This is a genomic window from Staphylococcus sp. HMSC055A09, from assembly GCF_001809655.1.
GTDB classification, from domain to species: Bacteria; Bacillota; Bacilli; order Staphylococcales; family Staphylococcaceae; genus Staphylococcus; species Staphylococcus capitis.
Genome location: NZ_KV798353.1, coordinates 111,973 through 135,798, shown reverse-complemented (window position 1 = coordinate 135,798; position 23,826 = coordinate 111,973). Strand labels below are relative to the sequence as shown.

The window sequence follows — 23,826 nt, the reverse complement described above, 5'->3', positions numbered from 1 at the left end:
AAAGTTGTTCAATATTTTTAGACTTCGGTTTGTGTGAAGTAAGACAAACCTCATAGTCAAATCGTTGTAACTACAACGATTATAAAATTTCAGAATTTTGTTTCTTCTTTTAGACATCCCTCTCATTTTTGAAGATTTGAAGTTGAATCATTTCTCTTCCCCTACCCTGTTCAACAAAAAAACTGTCGACAAAATCGTTAAGATCTTATCGACAGTTCAAATAATTAATTGAGTCATTCATCGTTGTATTGTAGTAATTATTTAGCCTATTCTAAGTTATTATTTTGTAGGTTTAGAAATTTTAGTTTTTCCACCCATGAATGGAACTAATGCTTCAGGAATTGTGATTGTACCGTCTTCATTTTGATAATTTTCAACGATAGCTGCAAATGTACGACCTACGGCTAAACCACTACCATTTAATGTATGAGCTAATTCTGGTTTAGCTGAGTTATCACGTTTAAAGCGAATGTTAGCACGACGTGCTTGGAAATCAGTACAGTTTGAGCAAGAACTAATTTCTTTATAATCATTGTAGCTTGGTAACCATACCTCTAGGTCATATGTTTTACTAGCGCTGAAGCCAATGTCGCCTGTACATAAGATAACTCGACGATATGGTAATCCTAATTCTTCTAAAATTGATTCAGCATTTTTAGTCATATCTTCTAAAGCATCCCAAGAATCTTCAGGTTTTTCGATACGAACCATTTCAACTTTATCGAATTGGTGTAAACGAATTAATCCTCTTGTATCTCTACCAGCTGAACCCGCTTCACTACGGAAACATGCCGTTTGCCCAGTGAATTTTTCAGGTAACACTCCTGGTTGAATGATTTCATCTCTGTAGAAGTTTGTTAAAGGTACTTCTGCTGTTGGAATTGTGTATAGGCCTTCTTTTTCAACTTTAAATAAATCTTCTTCGAATTTAGGAAGTTGACCTGTACCAAACATAGTATCTGCATTCACTAATTGAGGTGTCATCATTTCTGTGTAACCATGTTGAGTTGTATGTTTCGTAATCATATAGTTCATTAATGCACGTTCTAATAATGCACCATCTTTAGTTAAGTAAACGAAACGCGCACCAGATACTTTAGCAGCACGTTCGAAGTCTGCCATTTTTAGTTCTTCAACTAAGTCCCAATGTGCTTTTGGTTCGAAATCAAATTCACGTGGTGTACCCCATTTTTTCAATTCAACGTTTTCTTCATCTGAATCCCCTTGAGGTACATCGTCGTTAATTAAGTTTGGAATACGGATTAAAATATCTCTTACTTTATTATCAACTTCATTTAATTTAGCATCGTTTTCTTTAATTTCATCACCTAAGTTACGCATTTCTGCAATAACGTCATCAGCATCTTCTTTATTACGTTTCTTCTGAGCGATTTCTTCACTGACTTTATTACGTCTTGCTTTCATTTCTTCAGTTTTACTGATTAATTGACGTCGTTGTTCATCTAATTCTAAAACTTCGTCAACGACCTTAGGATCGTCTCCTCTTAATTCAATTTTGCTCTTAACTTTTTCTGGTTCATTTCTAAATAAACGAATATCTAACATGTAACCTTCATCCTTTCCCAAATAAAATATAGATTTAATGGGGGCACGTATGTATAAAATCATAAAAAAAGACCACATCCCAGACAAGGGACGTGGTCTACGCGTTGCCACCCTATTTAACAATTTAAAATAAACGTTGAATCACTTATTCTAAACTGCACTTAACTAAAATAACGGTTATTACCGATTGCTCTCATAAAGTAGGTAGATTCACATCAAAGTCGATTGCTTGTTCTCACTAACCACAAGTTCTCTGAAATCGTCCGGTTAATGCTACTTAGCCTACGAACAATGTTTTATTAAGTTATTTTTAATATAGCAAAGTCTTTTTAACTTTTCAAGTAAATGTAAATGTGTGTAAACTACCTCGTATTTATGCTCTGTGATAAGCATCATCTTTTAGATACTGCGCTACCGCTTCGATATCTTTGTGGAATTGTCGATCTTGATTGATTGAAGGCACGATTTTACGATATTCTTCATATTTCTCACGTGTTTTAGGAGATAATTTATCTACACCTTTTAATTCCACAGCTTGCAATGCGATGACACATTCAATCGCAATCACACGACGTGTATTCTCAATCATTTGGTAACCATGTCTTGAAGCGATTGTGCCCATTGATACATGATCTTCTTGGTTTGCTGAAGATGGAATTGAATCTACACTCGCTGGGTGTGCGAGGGTTTTATTTTCAGAGACAAGGCTTGCAGCAGCATATTGCATAATCATAGCGCCACTTTGTAACCCTGGCTCAGGACTTAAAAATGCAGGTAAATCTCCATTTAATTGAGGATTAATCAAACGTTCTAGACGTCGCTCTGCAACGTTGGCTAATTCACTCACGCCTAATTTTAGATGGTCTAATGCAAGTGCGACTGGTTGACCGTGGAAGTTACCACCTGAAATCACTAATGTTTCATCATCCTCATCGAAGATAAGAGGATTATCATTAGCTGCATTCATCTCAAATTCTAATTTTTCTCTTACATAATTGAACACTTGGAAACTTGCACCATGGATTTGAGGAATACAACGTAAACTATAAGCGTCCTGCACTCGTAATTCAGCTTGGCGTGTCGTAAGCTGTGAATCTTCAAGCCAGTTAAGCATGCGTGCTGCCACATCTACTTGTTCTTTAATATTCCGGACTTTGTGCACGTTATGATTATACGCATCTGTAATACCATTTAAAGCTTGATGCGTGAGTGAAGCAATCCATTCCACTTGATAACCTAAATCCTCTGCCTCAATGAAATTAATCACACCTTGAGCTGTCATTGCTTGTGTCCCATTGATAAGTGCCAAGCCTTCTTTAGCTTGTAGTTTTAACGGTTCACGTCCTAACTCATTAAGGACGTAGCGACTGTCGACTTGTTCATTGTTATAATAAACGTCACCCTCACCAATGAGTGCAAGTGCAAGATGTGATAGAGGCGCTAAATCCCCTGATGCCCCTAATGAACCTTGTTGCGGAATCACTGGAATAATACGTTCGTTAATGAAGAATTTTAATTGTTCAACTAACTCAAGTGTCGCACCTGAATGCCCCTTCAATAATGTATTTAAGCGCAACACCATCATGACTAATGCCACTTCTTCTGAAAATGGTTTCCCGATACCACATGCATGTGAACGAATGAGATTGACTTGTAATTCGTTATATTGACCTGGATCGATTAAAACATCACTAAATAGACCGAAGCCAGTTGTGATACCATAGATTGTTTCTTTATTCTGTATGATACGTTCAACGACTTGGCGACTTTTCGTCACTCGTTCAATGGCATCCTCTGAAATATCAATTTGTAAGTCTTGGCTTAAAAACGTCTTAATTTCCTTAATAGTCAAAGCCTCTCCATCTAAAATTAATGTCATATAAACAACCCCTTTGTTTAAATTTTAACCCCATTACAGGAAAGTATACGTTTTCATTTTTATATTAACAACACTTTTTGCACTTTTTATAATGCATTATCAATGTAATAATTTAACAGGTTAAAGAAATAGGAATATTATTATTTATTATTTTAATAAGGTAGATGGAAATGGTATTTTTGATATTTTGTGCGGATAGAGGTATTCATTATTAAATTTCTAAAATAGCTATTGACTAAAGAGTATTACAGGTATAGTATTTTCTATTGTATTTAAAAGAGATTGGGCAATTTTAAAGGACTTTAATTTCTTAAAAATGGATGTACACAACAATTTATAAAGTGAAATTTAAGACGGTCGGATGTCTTGTGTACGAGATGCGAGAAGTGAGTTTTTTAACGGAGGTTATGTCATTATGGAAACGTTAGATACAGTTAACATTCCTATAAGAAAAGATGAAACGCATAAAGGCGATTATGGTAAGATTTTATTAATTGGTGGTTCTGCCAATATGGGTGGCGCAATTATGCTTGCTGCGCGCGCATGCGTCTATAGTGGTAGTGGATTAATTACAGTCGCAACACATCCTAATAATCATGCAGCATTACATTCACGTTGCCCAGAAGCAATGGTAATTGATATCAATGATACGAAGATGCTAACTAAAATGATCGAAGCTACCGATAGTATCTTAATCGGGCCTGGATTAGGTGTGGACTTCAAAGGTAATAATGCGATTACGTTTTTACTACAAAATATTCAACCACACCAAAATCTTATTGTAGATGGAGATGCAATCATCATATTTAGTAAATTGAAACCTCAAATTCCTACATGTCGTGTGATTTTCACTCCTCATCAAAAAGAATGGGAACGTTTAAGTGGGATTCCTATCGAAGAACAAACATATGAACGTAATCGTGAAGCTGTTAATAACTTAGGTGCTACTGTCGTTTTAAAACAACATGGTACTGAAATTTACTTTAAAGATGATGCTTACAAATTATCTATCGGTACACCAGCAATGGCTACTGGTGGTATGGGAGATACACTTGCTGGTATGATTACAAGCTTCGTTGGTCAATTTGATAGTCTTAAAGATGCCGTTACAAGTGCGACTTACACACATAGTTATATTGGAGAGAAATTATCTGAGTCTATGTATGTCGTACCACCTTCTCGTTTAATCAGTGAAATTCCTTATGTTATGAAACAATTGGAAGGTTAAGTTATAGACACGTTATATATTAAATACTATTTACGATGCACACCTCAAAGTTGTTCACTTATTGTGAATACCTATTGCTGGTGTGCTTTTTTTATAATAAAAAAGACTACCCTCAAGCAGGGTAGTCTAAAAATTAACAGGTTCTCACTATATAGCGAGAACCTGCTTTAATATCTATTATTCGTTGTCATCATCGTCGTCTGAAGCACTTTCAATATCTTCATTTACACGATCCATAAAGTCTTGTCGAACATCGATTCTATCATCATTAGCGTTATCATCTGTTTCTTCATTAGTTACATCTTCGGCTTCTTCTGTATGAATAGCATTACCAGGTGTTTGGTCATCAATAACTTCTTCAGTTGCTGTCTCGCTCGCATCAGTATCATCTGAGTCTGCTTGATTATCTTCTTCCTCTTTAACTTTAGCAACTGTTGAAACAAATTGACCTTCGCCTAATCTCATTAGACGTACACCTTGTGCAGCACGACCATTTTGAGAGATATCTTCCACATCTAAGCGAATAATCACACCTGCATTGGTAACAACCATTAAGTCTTCTTCACCAGTGACTGTTGTGATACAAACGATATTACCGTTACGTTCAGTAATAGTTGCTGTTTTAATACCTTTACCACCACGATTAGATAATCGGTATTCATCTACTGGTGTACGTTTACCGTAGCCATTTTCAGTAACAACTAGAACTTCATCTTCACTTTCTGCGTGAGCCACATCTAAACCTACAACCACGTCGCCTTCACGTAGTGTGATACCTTTCACACCTGCTGCTGTACGACCTAGAGGACGTAAGGCAGATTCAGGGAAGCGAATAAGTGATGCGTGCGATGTACCGATAAGTATATCTTCATTACCAGTTGTTAAGCGTACGGCTATTAGTTCATCGTCTTCTTTGAAGCCTATTGCGATTTTACCGTTCTTATTAATACGTGAGAAATTACTTAACGCTGAACGTTTAACAATACCTCGTTTTGTAGCAAATACAAGGTAATGTTCTTCACTTTCAAGATCTTTAACCGCAATCATCGTACTTATCGTTTCGTCATTCTCAAGTTCTATCGCGTTAACGACTGGGATACCTTTAGATTGACGAGACAGCTCAGGAACTTCATAACCTTTAAGTTTATATACTCGACCTTTATTCGTGAAGAAGAGCACGTTATCGTGTGTACTTAAAGTAACTAACTGACTCACGAAATCTTCTTCAAGTGTGTTCATACCTTGTACACCACGTCCGCCACGGTTTTGTGAACGATATGTAGAAACAGGTAATCGTTTAATATAATTATTATGACTTAAAGTAATTACAATTTGTTCTTCTGGGATTAAATCTTCATCTTCAATATCGTCTAATCCACCTAATTGAATTACAGTACGACGTTCATCTCCAAATCGTTCTTTGATTTCAGAGAGTTCATCACGAACCAATTGTAATAATACTTCTTCATCAGCTAGAATTTCTTCTAATTCTTTAATGTATTCAAGTAATTCATTATATTCAGATTCAATCTTATCGCGTTCTAAACCTGTTAAACGTCTTAAACGCATATCTAAGATAGCTTGTGCTTGACGTTCAGATAGCTTAAAGCGTTCTTGTAAGCTTTCCATCGCGATTTTATCTGTTTCTGATTCACGAATTGTCGTGATAATTTCATCAATATGATCTAGAGCTATTCTTAAACCTTCTAGAATATGCGCACGGTCTTTAGCTTTTCTTAAATTGTACTCAGTGCGTCGTCTTACAACTGTTTTTTGATGCTCTAAGTAGTGAATTAATGCTTCTTTTAAGTTAATTAACTTAGGTCTGCCATTAACTAAGGCAATCATATTTACACCGAATGATGTTTGTAACGGTGTTTGTTTGTATAAGTTGTTAAGAATAACGCTTGCATTCGCATCTTTACGTACGTCAATAACGATTCTAACACCTGTACGTAAACTTGTTTCATCTCGTAAGTCGGTAATACCATCGATTTTTTTATCTCTAACAAGTTCAGCAATTTTCTCAATCATACGTGCTTTATTAACTTGGAATGGTATTTCAGTTACTACGATACGTTGACGTCCACCACCGCGTTCTTCAATCTCTGCACGTGAACGCATTTGGATAGAACCACGACCTGTTTCATATGCACGGCGGATACCACTTTTTCCTAAAATAAGACCTGCAGTCGGAAAGTCAGGACCTTGAATATCTTCCATCAATTCATTGATCGTGATATCAGGATTCTTACTTAAACTTAATACACCATCAATGACTTCTGTTAAATTGTGAGGAGGAATATTAGTAGCCATACCTACGGCAATCCCTGCAGCACCGTTAACTAAAAGGTTTGGGAAGCGTGCAGGTAAGACTGACGGCTCTCTTTCATTACCATCATAGTTGTCGATAAAATCAATTGTATCTTTGTTGATATCACGTAAAAGTTCTAACGTAATCTTAGTCATACGTGCTTCGGTATAACGCATTGCTGCTGCGCCATCACCATCCATTGAACCAAAGTTACCTTGACCATCTACAAGAGGATAACGGTAACTGAAGTCTTGTGCCATTCTTACCATGGCTTCGTATATTGAAGAGTCACCATGTGGGTGATATTTACCCATAACGTCCCCAACAATACGTGCAGATTTCTTATATGGTTTATCTGGTGTCATACCTTGTTCATTCAGACCATATAATATACGACGGTGCACTGGCTTTAAACCATCTCTAACATCAGGTAATGCACGTGACACGATAACACTCATGGCATAGTCTAAGAATGATTCACGCATTTCACTGGTTATATTTCGTTCATTAATTCTTGATTGAGGTAATTCAGCCATCAAGATATCCTCCTTCAAAAGTTCAATTCATAATGCTTAGAAATCTAAGTTGGCGTAAACTGCATTATCTTCTATAAATTGTCTACGATTTTCAACAACATCACCCATTAACATTTCAAATGTTTGGTCTGCATCAATTGCATCTTCAAGTCTTACTTGTAACATTGAACGATGTTCTGGATTCATAGTCGTTTCCCATAATTGGTCTGCATTCATCTCACCAAGACCTTTGTAACGAGAGATTGACCATTTAGGAGTAGGGTTTAATTCAGCTTTAAGCTTGTCTAACTCTCTATCGTTAAATACATAATACTTTTGTTTACCTTGCGTTAATTTGTATAAAGGTGGCTGTGCAATGTAAACATAGCCCGCTTCAATTAACGGTCTCATAAAGCGATAGAAGAATGTGAGTAATAGTGTTCTGATATGCGCACCATCAACGTCCGCATCAGTCATGATTACGATTTTATGATAGCGTGCTTTTGAAATATCAAATTCTCCACCAATACCTGTACCAAAAGCAGTGATCATTTGGCGAATTTCATTGTTATTTAAGATACGGTCTAAACGTGCTTTTTCCACGTTCAAGATTTTACCTCTTAATGGTAAAATCGCTTGAGTTCTTGAATCACGACCTGATTTTGTAGACCCCCCGGCAGAGTCACCCTCTACTAAGAAAATCTCACTCTCTTCAGGATTTTTACTAGAGCAATCCGCTAATTTACCAGGTAAACTTGATACATCTAATGCTGATTTACGACGTGTAACCTCACGTGCTTTTTTAGCTGCTACTCGTGCTCTAGACGCCATGATACCTTTTTCAACGATAATTCGACCTACGGCAGGATGCTCGAATAAGAAACGCTCGAAGTATTCAGCGAATAATTTATCCACTACTTGACGTACTTCAGAGTTACCTAATTTCGTTTTAGTTTGTCCTTCGAATTGAGGATCGCCGTGTTTAATTGAAATAATAGCTGTTAGACCTTCACGTGTATCCTCACCTGAAAGTTTATCTTTGTCTTCTTTAATAATCTTACTTTGAATACCGTAACTATTAAGAATACGTGTTAACGCACGTTTGAAGCCATCTTCGTGCGTACCACCTTCGTACGTATGAATGTTATTGGCATATGTTAATAAGTTAGTCGCATATCCACTGTTATATTGAAGAGCGATTTCAACCTCAATATCATCTTTTGTTTGATGTATGTAGATAGGTTCTTCATGAAGTGGCTCTTTATTTTCATTTAATAATTCTACGTAAGATTTAATACCGCCTTCATAGTGATAAGAATCCTCACGGCCTTCCTCTTCACGCTCATCTCTTAACGTAATTTGGATACCTTTGTTTAAGAAAGCAAGTTCGCGTATACGTTGTTGTAATGTTTCATAATTATACACAGTTGTCTCTGTAAAAATTTCGCCATCAGCTTTAAAACGAATTGCCGTACCTGTTTGATCTGTTTCACCGATTTCTTTTAAGTCAAATTGAGGTACACCTTTTTTATACGCTTGGTGGTAAATAGTATCATTTCTGTACACATATACTTCTAAGTCTTGGGAAAGCGCGTTAACTACTGATGAACCAACACCATGAAGCCCACCTGATACTTTATATCCGCCACCGCCGAATTTACCTCCAGCATGTAATACCGTTAAGATAACTTCGACAGCAGGACGTCCCATTTTCTCCTGAATATCAACTGGAATTCCACGGCCATTGTCAGTAACTTTTATCCAATTGTCTTTCTCAATTACGACTTCTATTTGATTAGCATAACCTGCTAATGCTTCGTCAATACTATTATCAACAATTTCCCATACTAAATGGTGCAAGCCTCTTTCAGAAGTTGAACCAATATACATACCTGGTCTTTTACGCACCGCTTCAAGACCTTCTAATACTTGTATCTGTCCAGCACCATAATTATCTGTGTTGTTTACATCTGACAATGTATTCACCATCACTTTCTTATTACTTTAGTAATTCGCCTTGACTTATACGGTATAACTTAGCATTATTCATAATTTCATGGTCTATACCGTCAACAGAGGTTGTAGTCACAAATGTCTGTACTTTATGTTGGATTGTACTTAGAAGATGCGTTTGACGTGAATCATCAAGTTCACTGAGTACATCGTCCAGTAATAATATTGGATACTCTCCAACTTCGATGTTCATTAATTCAATCTCTGCCAATTTGATCGACAATGCTGTAGTTCTTTGTTGTCCTTGTGATCCATATGTTTGTGCATCCATGTCATTAACATTGAATCCTAAATCATCTCGATGTGGTCCATAAAGACACACACCTCTTTCTTTCTCTCTTTGAAGGTTATCATTTAATAATTCGATGACCTCCTCGAGCAATTCTGACTCTTCCTTCTCATAATCACTTAACTTTAAACTTGGTAAATATTTAAGTCCTAACTTCTCACGCTCATTCGTAATCCCTGAATGAATCGGTTGCGCAAGTTCTTCCAGTTCTTTTATAAAATGCTCACGACGTAACGTTACCTTTAAAGCATATTGAGCAAATTGTTGATTTAACACTTCTAACATTGTCGTATCTGTCTTCTGCCCAATTTGTAATTGCTTCAAATAGTTATTCTTTTGTTTAAGAATACGTTGGTATTGAGCTAAATCATTTAAGTAAACGGCTGAAATTTGTCCTAACTCCATGTCTATGAAACGTCGTCGTATCTGTGGTGAACCTTTAACAATATTCAAATCTTCAGGAGCAAATAAAACGACATTCAAGTGTCCCACATATTGAGTCAGTTTACTTTGTTCAAGGTGATTGACTTTAACTTGTTTACCTTTTTTAGTTATAAACATTGTAAGTGGCATTGTGCCATGTCTATAACTCAGCTCACCTTCTATTTTAGCATAGTCAGCTTTAAAACGTATGAGTTCCTTGTCATTCGAAGTACGATGACTTTTAGCTAGCGCTAGCGTATAAATTGATTCAAGTAAATTTGTCTTTCCTTGCGCGTTTTCTCCTATGAGGATATTCACTTCAGGATGACAATCTAATGTAACCTCTTCATAGTTACGATAATTCTCTAATTGGAGTGTATTAAGTTTCATTGTTCACCTTGATGGATGATTAGAAAAGAACCAGTATCTTCAGGTAATTCTGTGATATCAATTCGGTCGTTATGTTCTAATTTCTTCCCGCGACGTGTCTCACGTTGGCCGTTTATTAAAACTTCGAAATCTTGGAGGAACCATTTAGCTTGTCCACCAGATTCAATAATGCCTTCAGTTTTAAGAAATTGACCTAAAGTTATGTTTCCTTCTACAACAACTTCTTGAACCAAAATTATCACTCCATTTCTTTATGTGTCATTAATATATTATACCTTTTTTTGCCTTAGATTTCATTTAAAATAAAGAATGAAATCGTTTACTTTGATATATATTTTTATTTTTCAAAATCTGCAATCTACTTGGTAAATTTTTTTAGTTTTAAGAGACATCATATTTTAATTGTGTATGCTTCTCTAATTTAAATTTAAAGGGGTATTTTACTTAATTTTAACAAATAGGAGGTTTACCCTAAAAAATTTATTGATGTTTCTTAAAATACCTCTCAGTATCTTTAAAATGAATTTAAAGTAACTAAAAAGAGATTGTCTAAGTGACAATCTCTAAACTCATTATAGCATTATTAAATTTTTATGTTTTAATCCATATGGTCTAACTAATAAGTTCTAATTGGTAAAATCAATTGAGTTACTGAATCGTCATCTTTCGGTTTCAAAATAAATGGTTTCATTGTTCCAAAGAATTCTACTTCAACTTCGTCATTATCGATGGCTTTTAAAGCATCCATCATGTATTTAGAGTTGAATGAAATTTTTAAGTTTCCACCTTCAACATCATTTGCAGTTACTTCTTCTTTTACTGTACCAATTTCTGGTGATGTTGAGGATAATTCTACTAACTCATTTCCAGTGCTCAATTTAATAACATTATTTCCACCTTCACGTGCTAAAAGAGATGCACGATCGATAGCGTGATAGAAATCACCGTTATTGATGCCTAACTTAATTTCATAGTTTTCTGGGAATAAACGCGTTGTATCTGGATAATGACCTTCAAGTAAACGAGAGATAAAGTTAACGTTTCCTACTCTAAATAGAACTTGGTTTGATGCAAAGAAGATATCAATATCTTCGTCACTATCACTCATAATTTTATTTAATTCTGATAAAGCTTTACCTGGAATGATGACATTTTTATTTTCAGAAGTATCTTCCAATTGTAACTTTCTTACAGCCAAGCGGTGTGAGTCAGTGGCAGTGCATATTAATTCATTATCTTGTATAAGCCAGTTCACACCAGTTAACACTGGGCGTGTTTCTGAGGTGGACACTGCAAAATTTGTTTGAGCAATGATGTTTTTAAGTACTTTAACTGATAATTGAATTGCGTCATCTCTTGATACTTCAGGTAATAATGGATATTGATCTGGATCTAATCCACTTAAGTTAAATTCTGAATGTCCTGAAGTAATCAATGTTTGGAACTGTTCATTTGTAGATAATTTAACATCTTTACCAGGTAACTTTTTGATGATATCTACGAAGAAACGACCAGGGAGTACTACTGATCCTGTTTCTGAGATTTCAACGATGTCCTCACCGTCAACTTGTTTAGGAATTGTAATTTCAATTGAGATTTCTGAATCTGAACCAGTTAAAATCACTTCATTATCTTTAGCATCAATTTTGATACCAGTTAAAATTGGTAATGTTGTTCTAGGTGAAATTGCTTTTAATGTGTCATTAAGTTGATTAATAAAATAATCTCTTTTAATTGTGAATTCCATCATTAATTTCTAAACTCCTTCCAGTCGTTTATATATAATTATATAGGTTTTAAATTCATAGTAATAGTAGTAGGGACTGTGGATTGGTGGATAAGTCCATAAATGTCCGAAATAGCAAAGTTATGCACATGTGGATAAACTGTGTATGCTGTGTACTACTTTTAAACATTATCCACAATTCTTTGCTTTATCCATTTCTTAACTCTCATATTTTGAGAAAATTATTTACTTCATTTTCATTGTAATTATTCCCGAAATTTATCTTTTTAAATCTGGTTGCTTAGAGTATAAGACTTATCTTGTTATTTCCCGTTACTGATTTCTAATTTCTTTTTCTAAGTTTTCGATTTCTTGTTTAAAAGTAGGATCTGCTTTGATGTCGTTAGCTATCTTTTCATGTGCATGAATGACAGTTGTATGATCTCGTCCACCAAATTCTTCTCCAATTTTTGGTAGTGAGAAATCAGTCAATTCACGGGATAGATACATAGCAATTTGACGCGGATATGCAATAGATTTAGTACGTTTTTTAGCACTGAAATCCTCAATGCGTACACTATAATATTGACCAACGACTTTTTGAATATCTTGAATTGTAATCTTTTTGGATTTAGGTGCTTGAATAATATCTTTTAGAGCTTCAGCAGCTAATTCTGTAGTTATCGGTTTGCCTTGAAGTTTGGAATAAGCTAAAAGTCTAGTGAGTGCACCTTCAAGTTCACGAATATTTGACTGGATTTGATTGGCAATATAATTAAGCGCTTCTGGTGGTATATCAAGGTTTTCTTCTTCAATTTTCTTTTGTAATATCGCCATTCTTGTTTCGTAATCAGGTGGTGTAATGTCAACGATTAATCCCCACTCGAAACGTGAACGTAATCGATCTTCTAATTTAGCAATTTCTTTAGGTGGACGATCACTTGAAATAACTATTTGTTTATTGTTTTGATGTAATTCATTAAATGTATGGAAGAATTCTTCTTGCGTCTGTTCTTTATTTTGAATGAATTGAATATCATCTATAAGTAATACATCGATGTTTCGATACTTCTCACGGAAAGCTTCAGTCTCATTATCACGAATAGATTTGATAAATTCGTTAGTAAATTTCTCACTAGATGTGTAAATCACTTTAGCACTAGGTTGATTACTAAGAACATGATGACCAATCGCATGCATCAAGTGTGTTTTACCTAAACCTACGCCCCCATAAATGAATAATGGGTTATAAGCTTCAGCTGGTGCTTCAGCTACAGCTAAACTTGCAGCATGTGGGAAGCGGTTCCCTGGACCAATAACAAATGTATCGAATGTGTTATGAATATTAAATTGTTCTTTACCACCATCATTATCTTCAATTGTAGATGTTGACGTTTGTGGTTCTTGAGGTTCATTAGATGCACCATTGTTATAGTCGGCGAGTTCATCTTCAGTAATAAATAGCGGTTTCACTTCATAACCAATGACATCATATATAATAGCTTGCATTATTTCAGAGTATTTTTGATTAAGCCAATTCGCATTAAAAGATAGGCTCGTTAAAATAATGGCTTCGTCATTTTTAAGTGAATAGAGTTGAGTATCTTTAATAAACGTATGATAACTGGTATGTGAAATTCTTTCTTGAGCAAGTTCTAAAACTTTGTCCCAAATTTCTTTCTCTGACATAAAAACTCCATCTTTCTTAAAATTTTTGACTTATACACATAAATAACATTAGTGGATAAAAATAATCACAGCATGTTAATAATTATCCACAAGTTAATCACATATAGTGGATAACTATCACAATACTATGATTTATTCACAGTAATTATGTATAAAAGTTTAATAAATAAATCCTTATAAAATCATTGATTGAACGACTTATCCACATAATTATACTTTTTAACTTAGACAGATGTCAAATGACTGTGAATATGTTCTTAAATTTGGCATAACTATGTGTATGAACTCTATTTTATCCACAGAAATAAGCAATAGTTTTGTGAATAAGTGGATAACTTTATATAATCTTCATTATTTCTTAATAATCGTTTGGGAAATAATTTATAACACATGTATGAAAAATGTATAACTAATATAAAATTCTTGAGCTGCAAGAATCGTAATGATTTAAAACTGAAAATTTAATTGAAAGATATGCTATACATCATAAAATCATCTTGCTTTATAAAAGGGATTTTGTTATATTGTAGTAGTTGCTTGAATTATGACTAGATAATAATGAGCTAAATAAGAAATTTCTTAATAGCAGACACAATAAGAGAGCAATTGCTCAAATGAAGTATGTTAGTACTATAGGCTGCAACATACTTTGATAATTTATCTATGTATATGAGCCAGTTTCAAGGTATGAAATTGGAAATATTAGATAATTGAATACAGATGGAGGTGTTTTGCATGGTAAAACGTACTTATCAACCAAATAAACGTAAACATAGTAAAGTTCATGGTTTCAGAAAACGCATGAGCACTAAAAATGGCCGTAAAGTTTTAGCGCGTCGTCGTCGTAAAGGCCGTAAAGTTTTATCAGCATAAGATCACTGACTCATCAGTGGTCTTTTTTTTCGTTTTAATTAGGAAAAAAGATTCATTTGAAATAAAAACATTCATATAATGGATAATTGAATAAGCGAGTGATGTTATGTGGAAAAAGCATATCGTATAAAGAAAAATTCAGATTTCCAAACTATTTATAAAAAAGGTAAATCTGTAGCGAATAGACAATTTGTGGTTTATACCTATAATAATAAAGAAAATAAACATTTTCGTTTAGGTATAAGTGTTTCTAAGAAATTGGGTAATGCTGTAACTAGAAATAGAATTAAAAGAGCTATTAGAGAAAATTTTAAAGTTCACAAAGAAGATATTATAGCTAAAGATATTGTTGTTATTGCGAGGCATCCATCTAGAGATATGACAACTTTAGAAATTCAAGGTAGTTTAGAACATGTACTAAAAATAGCTAAGGTATTTAATAAAAAGATAAAGTAGGGTAGGGGATATGCTTTAAATAAGACTAACCGAAGTCTTACCTCAGACAAACGTAAGCCTAACTCGGATACTTTAAAAGCACTATGTTAGCTTTTTATAGAGAAACAATTTACAATGTTATAATGAAATTTTACTTGAATAAGGAGGCGAGACTCTTATGGATTTTGATACGATTACTAGTATTTCAACACCTATGGGCGAAGGAGCTATCGGTATTGTCCGTTTATCAGGCCCACAAGCCATTGAAATAGGAGATACACTTTATAAAGGAAAGAAAAAATTATCTGAAGTAGATACACATACGATTAACTACGGTCATATTATTGATCCAGAAACTAATGAAACTGTCGAAGAAGTGATGATATCTGTGCTACGTGCACCAAAAACATTTACTAGAGAAGATATCATTGAAATTAATTGTCACGGCGGTATTTTAACAATTAATCGCATACTGGAATTAACTATGACGTATGGTGCACGTATGGCTGAACCAGGTGAATATACGAAGCGTGCTTTCTTAAATGGTCGTATTGATTTATCTCAAGCAGAGGCAGTTATGGATTTCATACGCTCTAAAACTGATCGCGCCTCTAAAGTAGCAATGAATCAAATTGAAGGTCGTTTAAGTGACCTTATTAAAAAACAACGTCAATCCATATTGGAGATTCTCGCTCAAGTAGAAGTTAATATTGATTACCCTGAATATGATGACGTTGAAGATGCCACAACTGAGTTTTTACTTGAACAGTCTAAGAATATTAAAGAAGAAATTAATCGACTGCTTGAAACAGGTACTCAAGGTAAGATAATGCGTGAAGGATTATCAACCGTTATCGTTGGTCGTCCTAATGTAGGTAAATCTTCAATGTTAAATAATCTTATTCAAGATAATAAAGCGATCGTTACTGAAGTAGCTGGTACGACTAGAGACGTTTTAGAAGAATATGTCAATGTACGAGGGGTACCATTACGATTAGTTGATACAGCAGGTATACGTGATACAGAAGATATTGTAGAGAAGATTGGTGTCGAACGTTCACGTAAAGCATTAAGTGAAGCGGATCTAATCTTATTTGTTCTTAACAATAATGAACCTCTAACAGAAGACGATCAAACATTGTATGAAGTTGTGAAGAACGAAGACGTTATTGTAATTATTAATAAAACAGATTTAGAACCACGTTTAGATATAAATGAAGTTAAAGAAATGATTGGTGACATGCCATTAATCCAAACTTCTATGTTAAAACAAGAAGGTATAGATGAATTAGAAATTCAAATTAGAGATTTATTCTTCGGTGGAGAAGTTCAAAATCAGGATATGACATATGTATCTAACTCACGTCATATTTCTTTATTAAAACAAGCTAGACATTCAATTCAAGATGCGATAGATGCTGCTGAATCTGGTGTGCCTATGGATATGGTTCAAATTGATTTAACGCGTACTTGGGAAATACTTGGTGAAATCATTGGAGAATCAGCGAGCGATGAGTTAATTGATCAACTGTTTAGTCAATTCTGTTTAGGTAAATAATGATATTTAATATTTAAGGAATAAGACGGTAGGGTGTCTTCATTTTCCGGAAAAGTTTTTAAGAATATAAGGAGGTAAAAAAGTGGTTCAAGAGTATGATGTAATTGTCATTGGAGCTGGTCATGCAGGAATTGAAGCGGGCTTAGCTTCTGCAAGACGTGGCGCGAAAACGTTAATGTTAACAATTAATTTAGATAATATTGCCTTTATGCCATGTAATCCATCCGTTGGTGGCCCTGCAAAAGGTATTGTAGTGCGTGAAATCGATGCGTTAGGTGGACAAATGGCTAAAACGATTGATAAAACACATATCCAAATGCGTATGTTGAATACTGGTAAAGGGCCGGCTGTAAGAGCATTACGTGCACAAGCAGATAAAGTGTTATATCAACAAGAAATGAAACGTGTAATCGAGGACGAAGATAACTTAGATATTATGCAAGGCATGGTGGATGAGTTAATTATTGAAGAAAATGAAGTGAAAGGCGTACGTACGAATATTGGAACAGAATACCGCTCTAAAGCAGTAGTTGTTACAACAGGTACGTTCTTACGTGGTGAAATCATCTTAGGTAACATGAAATACTCTAGTGGTCCAAACCATCAATTACCTTCTATCACTTTAGCTGACAACTTGAGACAACTTGGATTTGATGTAGTTCGATTCAAGACAGGTACGCCTCCACGTGTGAATGCTAAAACAATCGACTATTCTAAAACTGAAATTCAACCCGGTGATGATGTAGGTCGTGCATTTAGTTATGAAACGACTGAATATATTTTAGATCAATTACCTTGTTGGTTAACATATACAAATGGTGAAACTCACAAAGTGATTGATGATAATCTTCATTTATCTGCGATGTATTCAGGTATGATTAAAGGTACTGGTCCTAGATATTGTCCATCAATTGAAGATAAATTTGTTCGTTTTAACGATAAACCTAGACACCAACTTTTCTTAGAGCCTGAAGGTCGTAATACGAATGAAGTGTATGTACAAGGTTTATCTACAAGTCTTCCTGAACATGTTCAACGTCAAATGTTAGAGACAATTCCTGGTCTTGAAAAGACAGACATGATGCGCGCAGGTTATGCAATCGAATATGATGCGATTGTGCCTACACAGTTATGGCCAACCCTTGAAACAAAATCAATTAAGAACTTATATACTGCAGGTCAAATTAATGGTACGTCAGGATACGAAGAAGCGGCAGGACAAGGTATCATGGCAGGTATTAACGCAGCAGGTAAAGTGCTAGGTACTGGAGAGAAAATCTTAAGTCGTTCTGATGCATATATCGGTGTATTAATTGATGACTTAGTGACTAAAGGAACTAATGAACCATATAGATTATTAACTTCTCGTGCTGAATATCGTTTATTACTACGTCATGATAATGCAGATTTACGTTTAACTGATGTAGGTTATGAGTTAGGCATGATTTCTGATGAACGCTACGCACGCTTTAATGAGAAACGTCAACAAATTCAAAATGAAATTCAACGCTTAACTGACATTCGTATTAAACCAAACGATCACACTCAATCTGTTATCGAGTCTAAAGGTGGCTCACGCTTGAAAGATGGTATCTTAGCAATTGATTTATTACGTCGTCCTGAGATGACTTATGATACGATTTTAGAGATTCTAGAAGAAGACCACCAACTACCTGATGCGGTTGAAGAACAAGTTGAAATACAAACGAAATATGAAGGTTATATCAATAAATCTTTACAACAAGTTGAAAAAGTAAAACGTATGGAAGAGAAGAAAATTCCTGAAGACTTGGATTATAATAAAGTAGATAGTTTAGCTTCTGAAGCTAGAGAAAAATTAGCAGAAGTAAAACCATTAAATATTGCACAAGCTTCACGTATATCTGGTGTAAATCCAGCAGATATCTCAATTTTACTTGTCTATTTAGAACAAGGGAAACTTCAAAGGGTGAATCAATAATGAGTGTAGAATGGCTATCTAAGAAATTAAGTGAACATGGCATTGAATTGTCTGAAACGCAAAAAGAACAATTCCAAACGTACTATCAATTACTTGTTGAGTGGAATGAAAAGATGAACTTAACAAGTATTACGGAAGAACATGATGTATACTTAAAACACTTCTATGATTCAATTACACCTAGCTTCTATTATGACTTCGATGGAGAATTAAGCATTTGCGATGTTGGAGCTGGTGCAGGATTTCCAAGTATTCCTTTGAAAATAGTTTTTCCTGAATTGAAGGTAACGATTGTGGATTCACTTAATAAACGAATTCAATTTCTCAATCACTTAGCTGCAGAGTTAGGCCTCCAAGATGTCAGTTTTGTGCATGATCGTGCGGAATCTTATGGTAAGGGAGCCTACAGGGAGTCTTATGATATCGTTACAGCACGTGCTGTTGCACGTCTTACTGTATTGAGTGAATTGTGCTTACCTTTAGTTAAAAAAGGTGGCCAATTTATCGCACTTAAGTCATCTAAAGGCGAAGAGGAATTGCAAGAAGCGAACTTTGCTATTAATATTTTAGGTGGAAACGTGAAAGAAACATTTTCATTTGAATTGCCTGAGGATGCTGGCGAAAGACAAATGATAGTGATTGATAAACGTAGACAGACTTCTAAGAAATACCCAAGGAAACCAGGTACGCCAAACAAATCTCCACTACTTGAGAGCTAAGAAGAGACATATGATATAACAAATAATTGAGAGGGAGAGAATGGATAATGAAGAAACCTTTTTCAAAATTATTTGGTTTAAAAAATAAAGATGACATCGTTGGTTATACTGAAGAAGAGCGCAATAATAATGTTGAATCCATTCATATTGAACGTATCGTACCCAATCGTTATCAACCAAGACAAGTATTTGAGCCAAATAAGATAAGAGAATTAGCTGAATCGATTGAAGAACATGGGTTATTGCAACCCATCGTTGTACGTCCGATAGAAGAGGATATGTTTGAAATTATTGCTGGTGAGCGTCGATTCAGAGCATTACAATCATTGCATAAACCACAAGCTGACGTCATTATTCGTCACATGAATGATGAAGAAACGGCAGTAGTTGCGTTAATTGAGAATATTCAACGTGAGAATTTATCTGTGGTTGAAGAAGCGGAAGCTTATAAAAAATTGCTTGAAATAGGAGATACGACGCAAAGTGAATTAGCGAAGAGTCTAGGTAAAAGTCAAAGTTTCATCGCTAATAAATTACGCTTATTAAAACTTGCTCCTAACGTGATTAAACGACTTCGTGAAGGAAAGATAACTGAAAGACACGCCCGTGCTGTCTTGGTTTTACCCGAAGATGAGCAAGAAGAATTAATTGAGCAAGTCATTAATCAGAAATTAAACGTTAAACAAACTGAAGATAAAGTACGTCAAAAGACAGGTCCTGAAAAAGTTAAAGCTCAGACTTTCCAATTTTCACAAGATGTGACTCAAGCGAGAGATGAAGTGGGTAAAAGTATTGAAGCCATCGAGCAGTCTGGCTTACGTGTTGAACATAAAGACAAAGACCATGATGACTATTATGAAATAAAAATTAGAATATATAAGAAATAGTAAGAAAAGAACGAGTTAATGCAGTATATTGTTGCACTAACTCGTTTTTTTTTATTGAAAGTATTTACTTTTTAAATAGTTTAAAAGGCGTGACTCTAAGTAAGATTTTACCATTGTGATTACGGTTGTCTGTGACCACTTTTACAATGGATTGGGCAGCTTCACTGACGGTACGCATGAGTAGACCTTTTTGATGATTGTTTAAATCAGTCGTCACTCCACCTGGCATAATACCGAAAATTTCGACTGGTATTTTACTTTTCTTGAATTGTCTTGCAAAGAGCTTAATCATTGAGTTAAGTGGTTCTTTCGTTGCAATGTAACTAAATGGTTCGAAGAAACTTGATGGTTTCAAAGGGATGGTTAAATTCACTATTCTACCTTTATTACGGGCTAAGATTGGTGTGAAAGCTTTAATCATTTGGAAATTACCGAAGAAATTAACCTCTGTTAAAGATCTTAACTCATCAACATCCACATCTAATGGCTTAGCCTGCATATTTCCTGAAACACCTGCATTATTTATTAAGACGTTAATATCACTGTGATGTGCTCTAATGTATTGTGCAGCTGAATCTATTGTTTCATCGTGATTTAAATCTATTCTAACCCATTTTACGTTAATTCCTTCTCGTTGAAGCGTATTAACTGCTTCCATCCCTCTTTGCTCATTTCTAGCCCCGAGTAATATGTACCAATCTTGCTCTCCAAGTTGTCTCGCTGTTTCAAAGCCTATGCCTTTATTCGCACCTGTAATTAAAACTTTTTTACTCAAAGTGATTTTCTCCTTTATATGTTTGATGAAGGGATGTTAATTGAATTTTCGAGAATTTAAAAAAGATTAGAAATTTAATTCAGTTACCTCATGAATGATATATGTTGAATTCTCAGATTTTAATTCCTCAATACTGTGTGTACCCCAAGTGACTGCACATGATGCCACTTTTGCGCTATTTGCCATTTGCATATCAAATATAGCGTCCCCGATATAAATAGTTTCTTCATTTTCTAATTGGTATTTATTCAAGATATAGTTGATGCCATCAGGTGAAGGTTTATAATGATTAACTTTGTCTGACCCTATTACTTCTGTAAATAAGTGATCTATGTCTAAGATCTCTAAGTTACGAATGAGCACATCTGTTTTCTTACTTGATACTACAAATAACTGTTTATCTTTTGAGAGTGATTGGAGTTGTTCAGTCATATGTTTATAAAGTTTTAAATAAGATGATTCAACCTCTTTATAATTTTGCCTAAAGGTTTTGATAAGCGCTTCTAACTGATGGTCATCTAAATCAACGGAACTCATTAAACTGAATGACTTTTCTATTGGTATTCCCATATAATACTCAATCAGATTTACTGTCGGTTCTTCTAGCCCTCTTTCTTTAAAAGATTTTTGAGTAGCAACTATACTACATTCTTTAGAATCTGCAATTGTACCATCGAAATCAAAGATTAAATTTTTGTACATGAATGTCTAACCTCACTTAATTAGAAAATGATTTTATAAAAACTTTAACATAAATCTATCAAGCAACAAACTAAACTATAAATAAGTTATTTTAGATAATGCAAAAACTTTAATAATTGTTTTACGTGAAACACATACTATTACTATTTTTAGAAAATTAGGTATTTTAGTGGAAATGTTTACAACGCACTATAATCGATTTACACTAAAAGTAAACGAAACGTTTCGTTTAATAATTAAAATTGATAAGAAGGGTTATTGTGTTTGGTATATCGATTTCAAGTGCTATTCTCCATTTTGTAATAGGTGGTCTTGCAGTTGCGCTCGCATCAGTAATGGCAGATAAAGTCGGTGGTAAGTTAGGTGGTATTATAGCCACTATGCCGGCAGTCTACCTTGCTGCAGTGATTGCTTTAGCTATAGATCATCGAGGTCAACAACTGATTCAAATGTCTATACATCTTAGTACAGGTGCAATTGTAGGAATTATATCTTGTATAGTTACTGTATTCTTTACCTCACTATTTATAGGTAAAAGAAATTACAAGAGTGGGACTATATTTTCAATTGTATGTTGGCTTGTCATTTCTATAGCAATATTTGTAGTTAGACACATTTAATGATGGAGGCATTGTAATAATGAAATTAGTATTAATAAAATTTCTCGTTGGTGGATTAGCAGTATTAGTGAGTTACATTGTATCAATGGTATTACCTTGGAAAGAGTTCGGAGGTATCTTTGCAACTTTTCCAGCAGTGTTCTTAGTTTCAATGTTTATCACAGGCATGCAATTTGGTGATAAGATGGCAATGCATGTGAGTAGAGGCGCAGTCTTTGGTATGATAGGCGTATTATTTAGTATTTTAGCTACTTGGGGACTTTTACAATCAACACAAATGTGGTTAATTAGTATTATTGGTGGATTTATTGTATGGTTTGTAAGTGCAGTGGTTATATTTGAAATTGTTGAATTTATTACGCATAAAAGAAGGGTTAAACATGGCTGGAAGACCGAAAGATCCAACAATAAATAAGAAAATTTATGAAGAAATTAACCGTTTATTAGAAACAATACATTTTAGAGACATAACAATTGATCAGATTTCGGAAAATACTGGTATCTCTAAAGCGACGATTTATCGCAGATGGAAAGATAAATCGTCAATTATTATGGATATGTTTGTTGAACAATCACAAAAGATATTTATCCATGAGAGCGACAATTTATATGAAGATTTGTATCATTTTTTAGTGAAAATCAAAGATATTTATAAGACGAAATTAGGTAGTGCAGTGATTGAAATTTTAATCAGTCATCAACAGATCGAAGCACGAGAAACGTTTATGACAGATTATTTTAATAGTAATCGAAGAACATTAAAAAAGATTATCAGCAAGCATATTAAAGATGAAGAGCAAGACTTATTTATAGATCTTATCTTCTCGCCTATTTACTTCAATATATTAATCAAACCCGACTCATTAGATGAAAATTACATTGAAAAGATGTTGAATAGAATTATCGAAGCGTATGACCCAGAAACGAAAGAGTAAACGTTCCTTAAATAAGGAACGTTCTTTATGTAGAGGGTAGACTGAACGAAGTGTTAGTTTCTTATTTGTATGCAGTTTATTAAAATCTAATGATCAGACAACTTTTTATTTAATAAAATATAGTAATAACATTAATAATATTGAAATCGGAATAATGATACTTTCTGCTCTCATCATTGATTTAGAAAGATTTTTAAATTCTTTATCTGAGGCATTATTGTTTTTTAATTTAAAGTATTTTATTCCAAGATATATGGCAGGTAACAAATGAAGTAGTAAAAAAACTATTAGTATAGTAATCATCAAAATCCTCCTCCAAAAAAATAATAG

General features: G+C 34.3%; 21 protein-coding genes. 10 read left to right on the top strand and 11 right to left on the bottom strand.

Going from position 1 to position 23,826, the window contains the following annotated elements; genetic code table 11:
• Nucleotides 1-279 precede the first annotated feature (279 nt).
• Nucleotides 280-1,566: a serine--tRNA ligase gene (gene serS, locus HMPREF2642_RS01910; protein ID WP_002434130.1), complete on the bottom strand. Its 1,287-nt coding sequence runs from the start codon at nucleotides 1,564-1,566 to the stop codon at nucleotides 280-282.
• Nucleotides 1,567-1,939: 373 nt separating this feature from the next.
• Nucleotides 1,940-3,445, bottom strand: coding sequence for a histidine ammonia-lyase (hutH, locus tag HMPREF2642_RS01905; RefSeq protein ID WP_002434518.1), 1,506 nt, complete (start codon nucleotides 3,443-3,445; stop codon nucleotides 1,940-1,942).
• Between the two features lie 415 nt (nucleotides 3,446-3,860).
• On the opposite strand from hutH, the gene HMPREF2642_RS01900 reads away from it, so the two are divergent.
• Entirely contained in the window at nucleotides 3,861-4,673 is an 813-nt protein-coding gene (locus HMPREF2642_RS01900) for an NAD(P)H-hydrate dehydratase (protein WP_030062309.1), read from the top strand.
• Nucleotides 4,674-4,850: 177 nt separating this feature from the next.
• Here HMPREF2642_RS01900 and gyrA read toward each other — a convergent pair whose 3' ends face one another.
• The 6 genes from gyrA to dnaA all read right to left on the bottom strand — a co-directional run bounded on the left by gyrA (nucleotide 4,851) and on the right by dnaA (nucleotide 14,032).
• Nucleotides 4,851-7,523: a DNA gyrase subunit A gene (gene gyrA, locus HMPREF2642_RS01895; RefSeq protein ID WP_070597610.1), complete on the bottom strand. Its 2,673-nt coding sequence runs from the start codon at nucleotides 7,521-7,523 to the stop codon at nucleotides 4,851-4,853.
• 36 nt (nucleotides 7,524-7,559) lie between these two features.
• A complete protein-coding gene (gene gyrB / locus HMPREF2642_RS01890; protein ID WP_023349973.1) occupies nucleotides 7,560-9,491 on the bottom strand; it encodes a DNA topoisomerase (ATP-hydrolyzing) subunit B in 1,932 nt (643 codons plus the stop codon).
• Between the two features lie 10 nt (nucleotides 9,492-9,501).
• Nucleotides 9,502-10,617 (bottom strand): DNA replication/repair protein RecF, encoded by a 1,116-nt coding sequence (gene recF / locus HMPREF2642_RS01885; protein WP_023349972.1) that lies wholly within the window; start codon nucleotides 10,615-10,617, stop codon nucleotides 9,502-9,504.
• Complete coding sequence (gene yaaA, locus HMPREF2642_RS01880; RefSeq protein ID WP_002454368.1) at nucleotides 10,614-10,859, bottom strand: S4 domain-containing protein YaaA; 246 nt, start codon at nucleotides 10,857-10,859, stop codon at nucleotides 10,614-10,616. Before yaaA ends, recF begins: the two co-directional genes overlap by 4 nt.
• Before the next feature lie 374 nt (nucleotides 10,860-11,233).
• The gene (gene dnaN, locus HMPREF2642_RS01875) at nucleotides 11,234-12,367 is read right to left on the bottom strand and encodes a DNA polymerase III subunit beta (RefSeq protein WP_002434447.1); all 1,134 of its coding nucleotides are present in this window, start codon (nucleotides 12,365-12,367) and stop codon (nucleotides 11,234-11,236) included.
• Nucleotides 12,368-12,676: 309 nt separating this feature from the next.
• Complete coding sequence (gene dnaA, locus HMPREF2642_RS01870) at nucleotides 12,677-14,032, bottom strand: chromosomal replication initiator protein DnaA (protein ID WP_016898446.1); 1,356 nt, start codon at nucleotides 14,030-14,032, stop codon at nucleotides 12,677-12,679.
• 735 nt (nucleotides 14,033-14,767) lie between these two features.
• Between dnaA and rpmH the strand changes: the two genes are divergently transcribed.
• From rpmH to noc, 6 genes are all read left to right on the top strand, one after another.
• Complete coding sequence (gene rpmH / locus HMPREF2642_RS01865) at nucleotides 14,768-14,905, top strand: 50S ribosomal protein L34 (protein WP_000240855.1); 138 nt, start codon at nucleotides 14,768-14,770, stop codon at nucleotides 14,903-14,905.
• A 108-nt stretch (nucleotides 14,906-15,013) separates the two neighbouring features.
• Nucleotides 15,014-15,361: a ribonuclease P protein component gene (rnpA, locus tag HMPREF2642_RS01860; RefSeq protein WP_030061530.1), complete on the top strand. Its 348-nt coding sequence runs from the start codon at nucleotides 15,014-15,016 to the stop codon at nucleotides 15,359-15,361.
• A gap of 157 nt (nucleotides 15,362-15,518) precedes the next feature.
• Nucleotides 15,519-16,898, top strand: a complete 1,380-nt coding sequence (gene mnmE, locus HMPREF2642_RS01855) for a tRNA uridine-5-carboxymethylaminomethyl(34) synthesis GTPase MnmE (protein WP_030061528.1) — start codon at nucleotides 15,519-15,521, stop codon at nucleotides 16,896-16,898.
• Nucleotides 16,899-16,980: 82 nt separating this feature from the next.
• Nucleotides 16,981-18,858, top strand: a complete 1,878-nt coding sequence (gene mnmG, locus HMPREF2642_RS01850; RefSeq protein ID WP_070597607.1) for a tRNA uridine-5-carboxymethylaminomethyl(34) synthesis enzyme MnmG — start codon at nucleotides 16,981-16,983, stop codon at nucleotides 18,856-18,858.
• Entirely contained in the window at nucleotides 18,858-19,577 is a 720-nt protein-coding gene (gene rsmG, locus HMPREF2642_RS01845; RefSeq protein ID WP_002454373.1) for a 16S rRNA (guanine(527)-N(7))-methyltransferase RsmG, read from the top strand. Before mnmG ends, rsmG begins: the two co-directional genes overlap by 1 nt.
• A 47-nt stretch (nucleotides 19,578-19,624) precedes the next feature.
• Nucleotides 19,625-20,464, top strand: a complete 840-nt coding sequence (noc, locus tag HMPREF2642_RS01840) for a nucleoid occlusion protein (protein WP_002434625.1) — start codon at nucleotides 19,625-19,627, stop codon at nucleotides 20,462-20,464.
• Between the two features lie 64 nt (nucleotides 20,465-20,528).
• Here the strand turns inward: noc and HMPREF2642_RS01835 are convergent, their stop codons facing one another.
• Nucleotides 20,529-21,239, bottom strand: coding sequence for an SDR family NAD(P)-dependent oxidoreductase (locus tag HMPREF2642_RS01835; RefSeq protein WP_030061522.1), 711 nt, complete (start codon nucleotides 21,237-21,239; stop codon nucleotides 20,529-20,531).
• 66 nt (nucleotides 21,240-21,305) lie between these two features.
• Nucleotides 21,306-21,941 (bottom strand): HAD family hydrolase, encoded by a 636-nt coding sequence (locus HMPREF2642_RS01830; RefSeq protein WP_070597603.1) that lies wholly within the window; start codon nucleotides 21,939-21,941, stop codon nucleotides 21,306-21,308.
• A 260-nt stretch (nucleotides 21,942-22,201) separates the two neighbouring features.
• On the opposite strand from HMPREF2642_RS01830, the gene HMPREF2642_RS01825 reads away from it, so the two are divergent.
• The 3 genes from HMPREF2642_RS01825 to HMPREF2642_RS01815 are packed head-to-tail and all read left to right on the top strand — an operon-like array spanning nucleotide 22,202 to nucleotide 23,496.
• Entirely contained in the window at nucleotides 22,202-22,561 is a 360-nt protein-coding gene (locus HMPREF2642_RS01825) for a DUF3147 family protein (protein WP_002454376.1), read from the top strand.
• Nucleotides 22,562-22,580: 19 nt separating this feature from the next.
• On the top strand, nucleotides 22,581-22,976 hold the full coding sequence (locus HMPREF2642_RS01820) for a DUF3147 family protein (RefSeq protein WP_030061520.1): 396 nt from the start codon (nucleotides 22,581-22,583) through the stop codon (nucleotides 22,974-22,976).
• Entirely contained in the window at nucleotides 22,942-23,496 is a 555-nt protein-coding gene (locus HMPREF2642_RS01815; protein ID WP_030061518.1) for a TetR/AcrR family transcriptional regulator, read from the top strand. The genes HMPREF2642_RS01820 and HMPREF2642_RS01815 overlap by 35 nt, the downstream gene beginning before the upstream one ends.
• A 105-nt stretch (nucleotides 23,497-23,601) precedes the next feature.
• On the opposite strand, the gene HMPREF2642_RS11760 is transcribed toward HMPREF2642_RS01815, so the two are convergent.
• A complete protein-coding gene (locus HMPREF2642_RS11760) occupies nucleotides 23,602-23,799 on the bottom strand; it encodes a hypothetical protein (protein WP_030061515.1) in 198 nt (65 codons plus the stop codon).
• Nucleotides 23,800-23,826 lie beyond the last annotated feature (27 nt).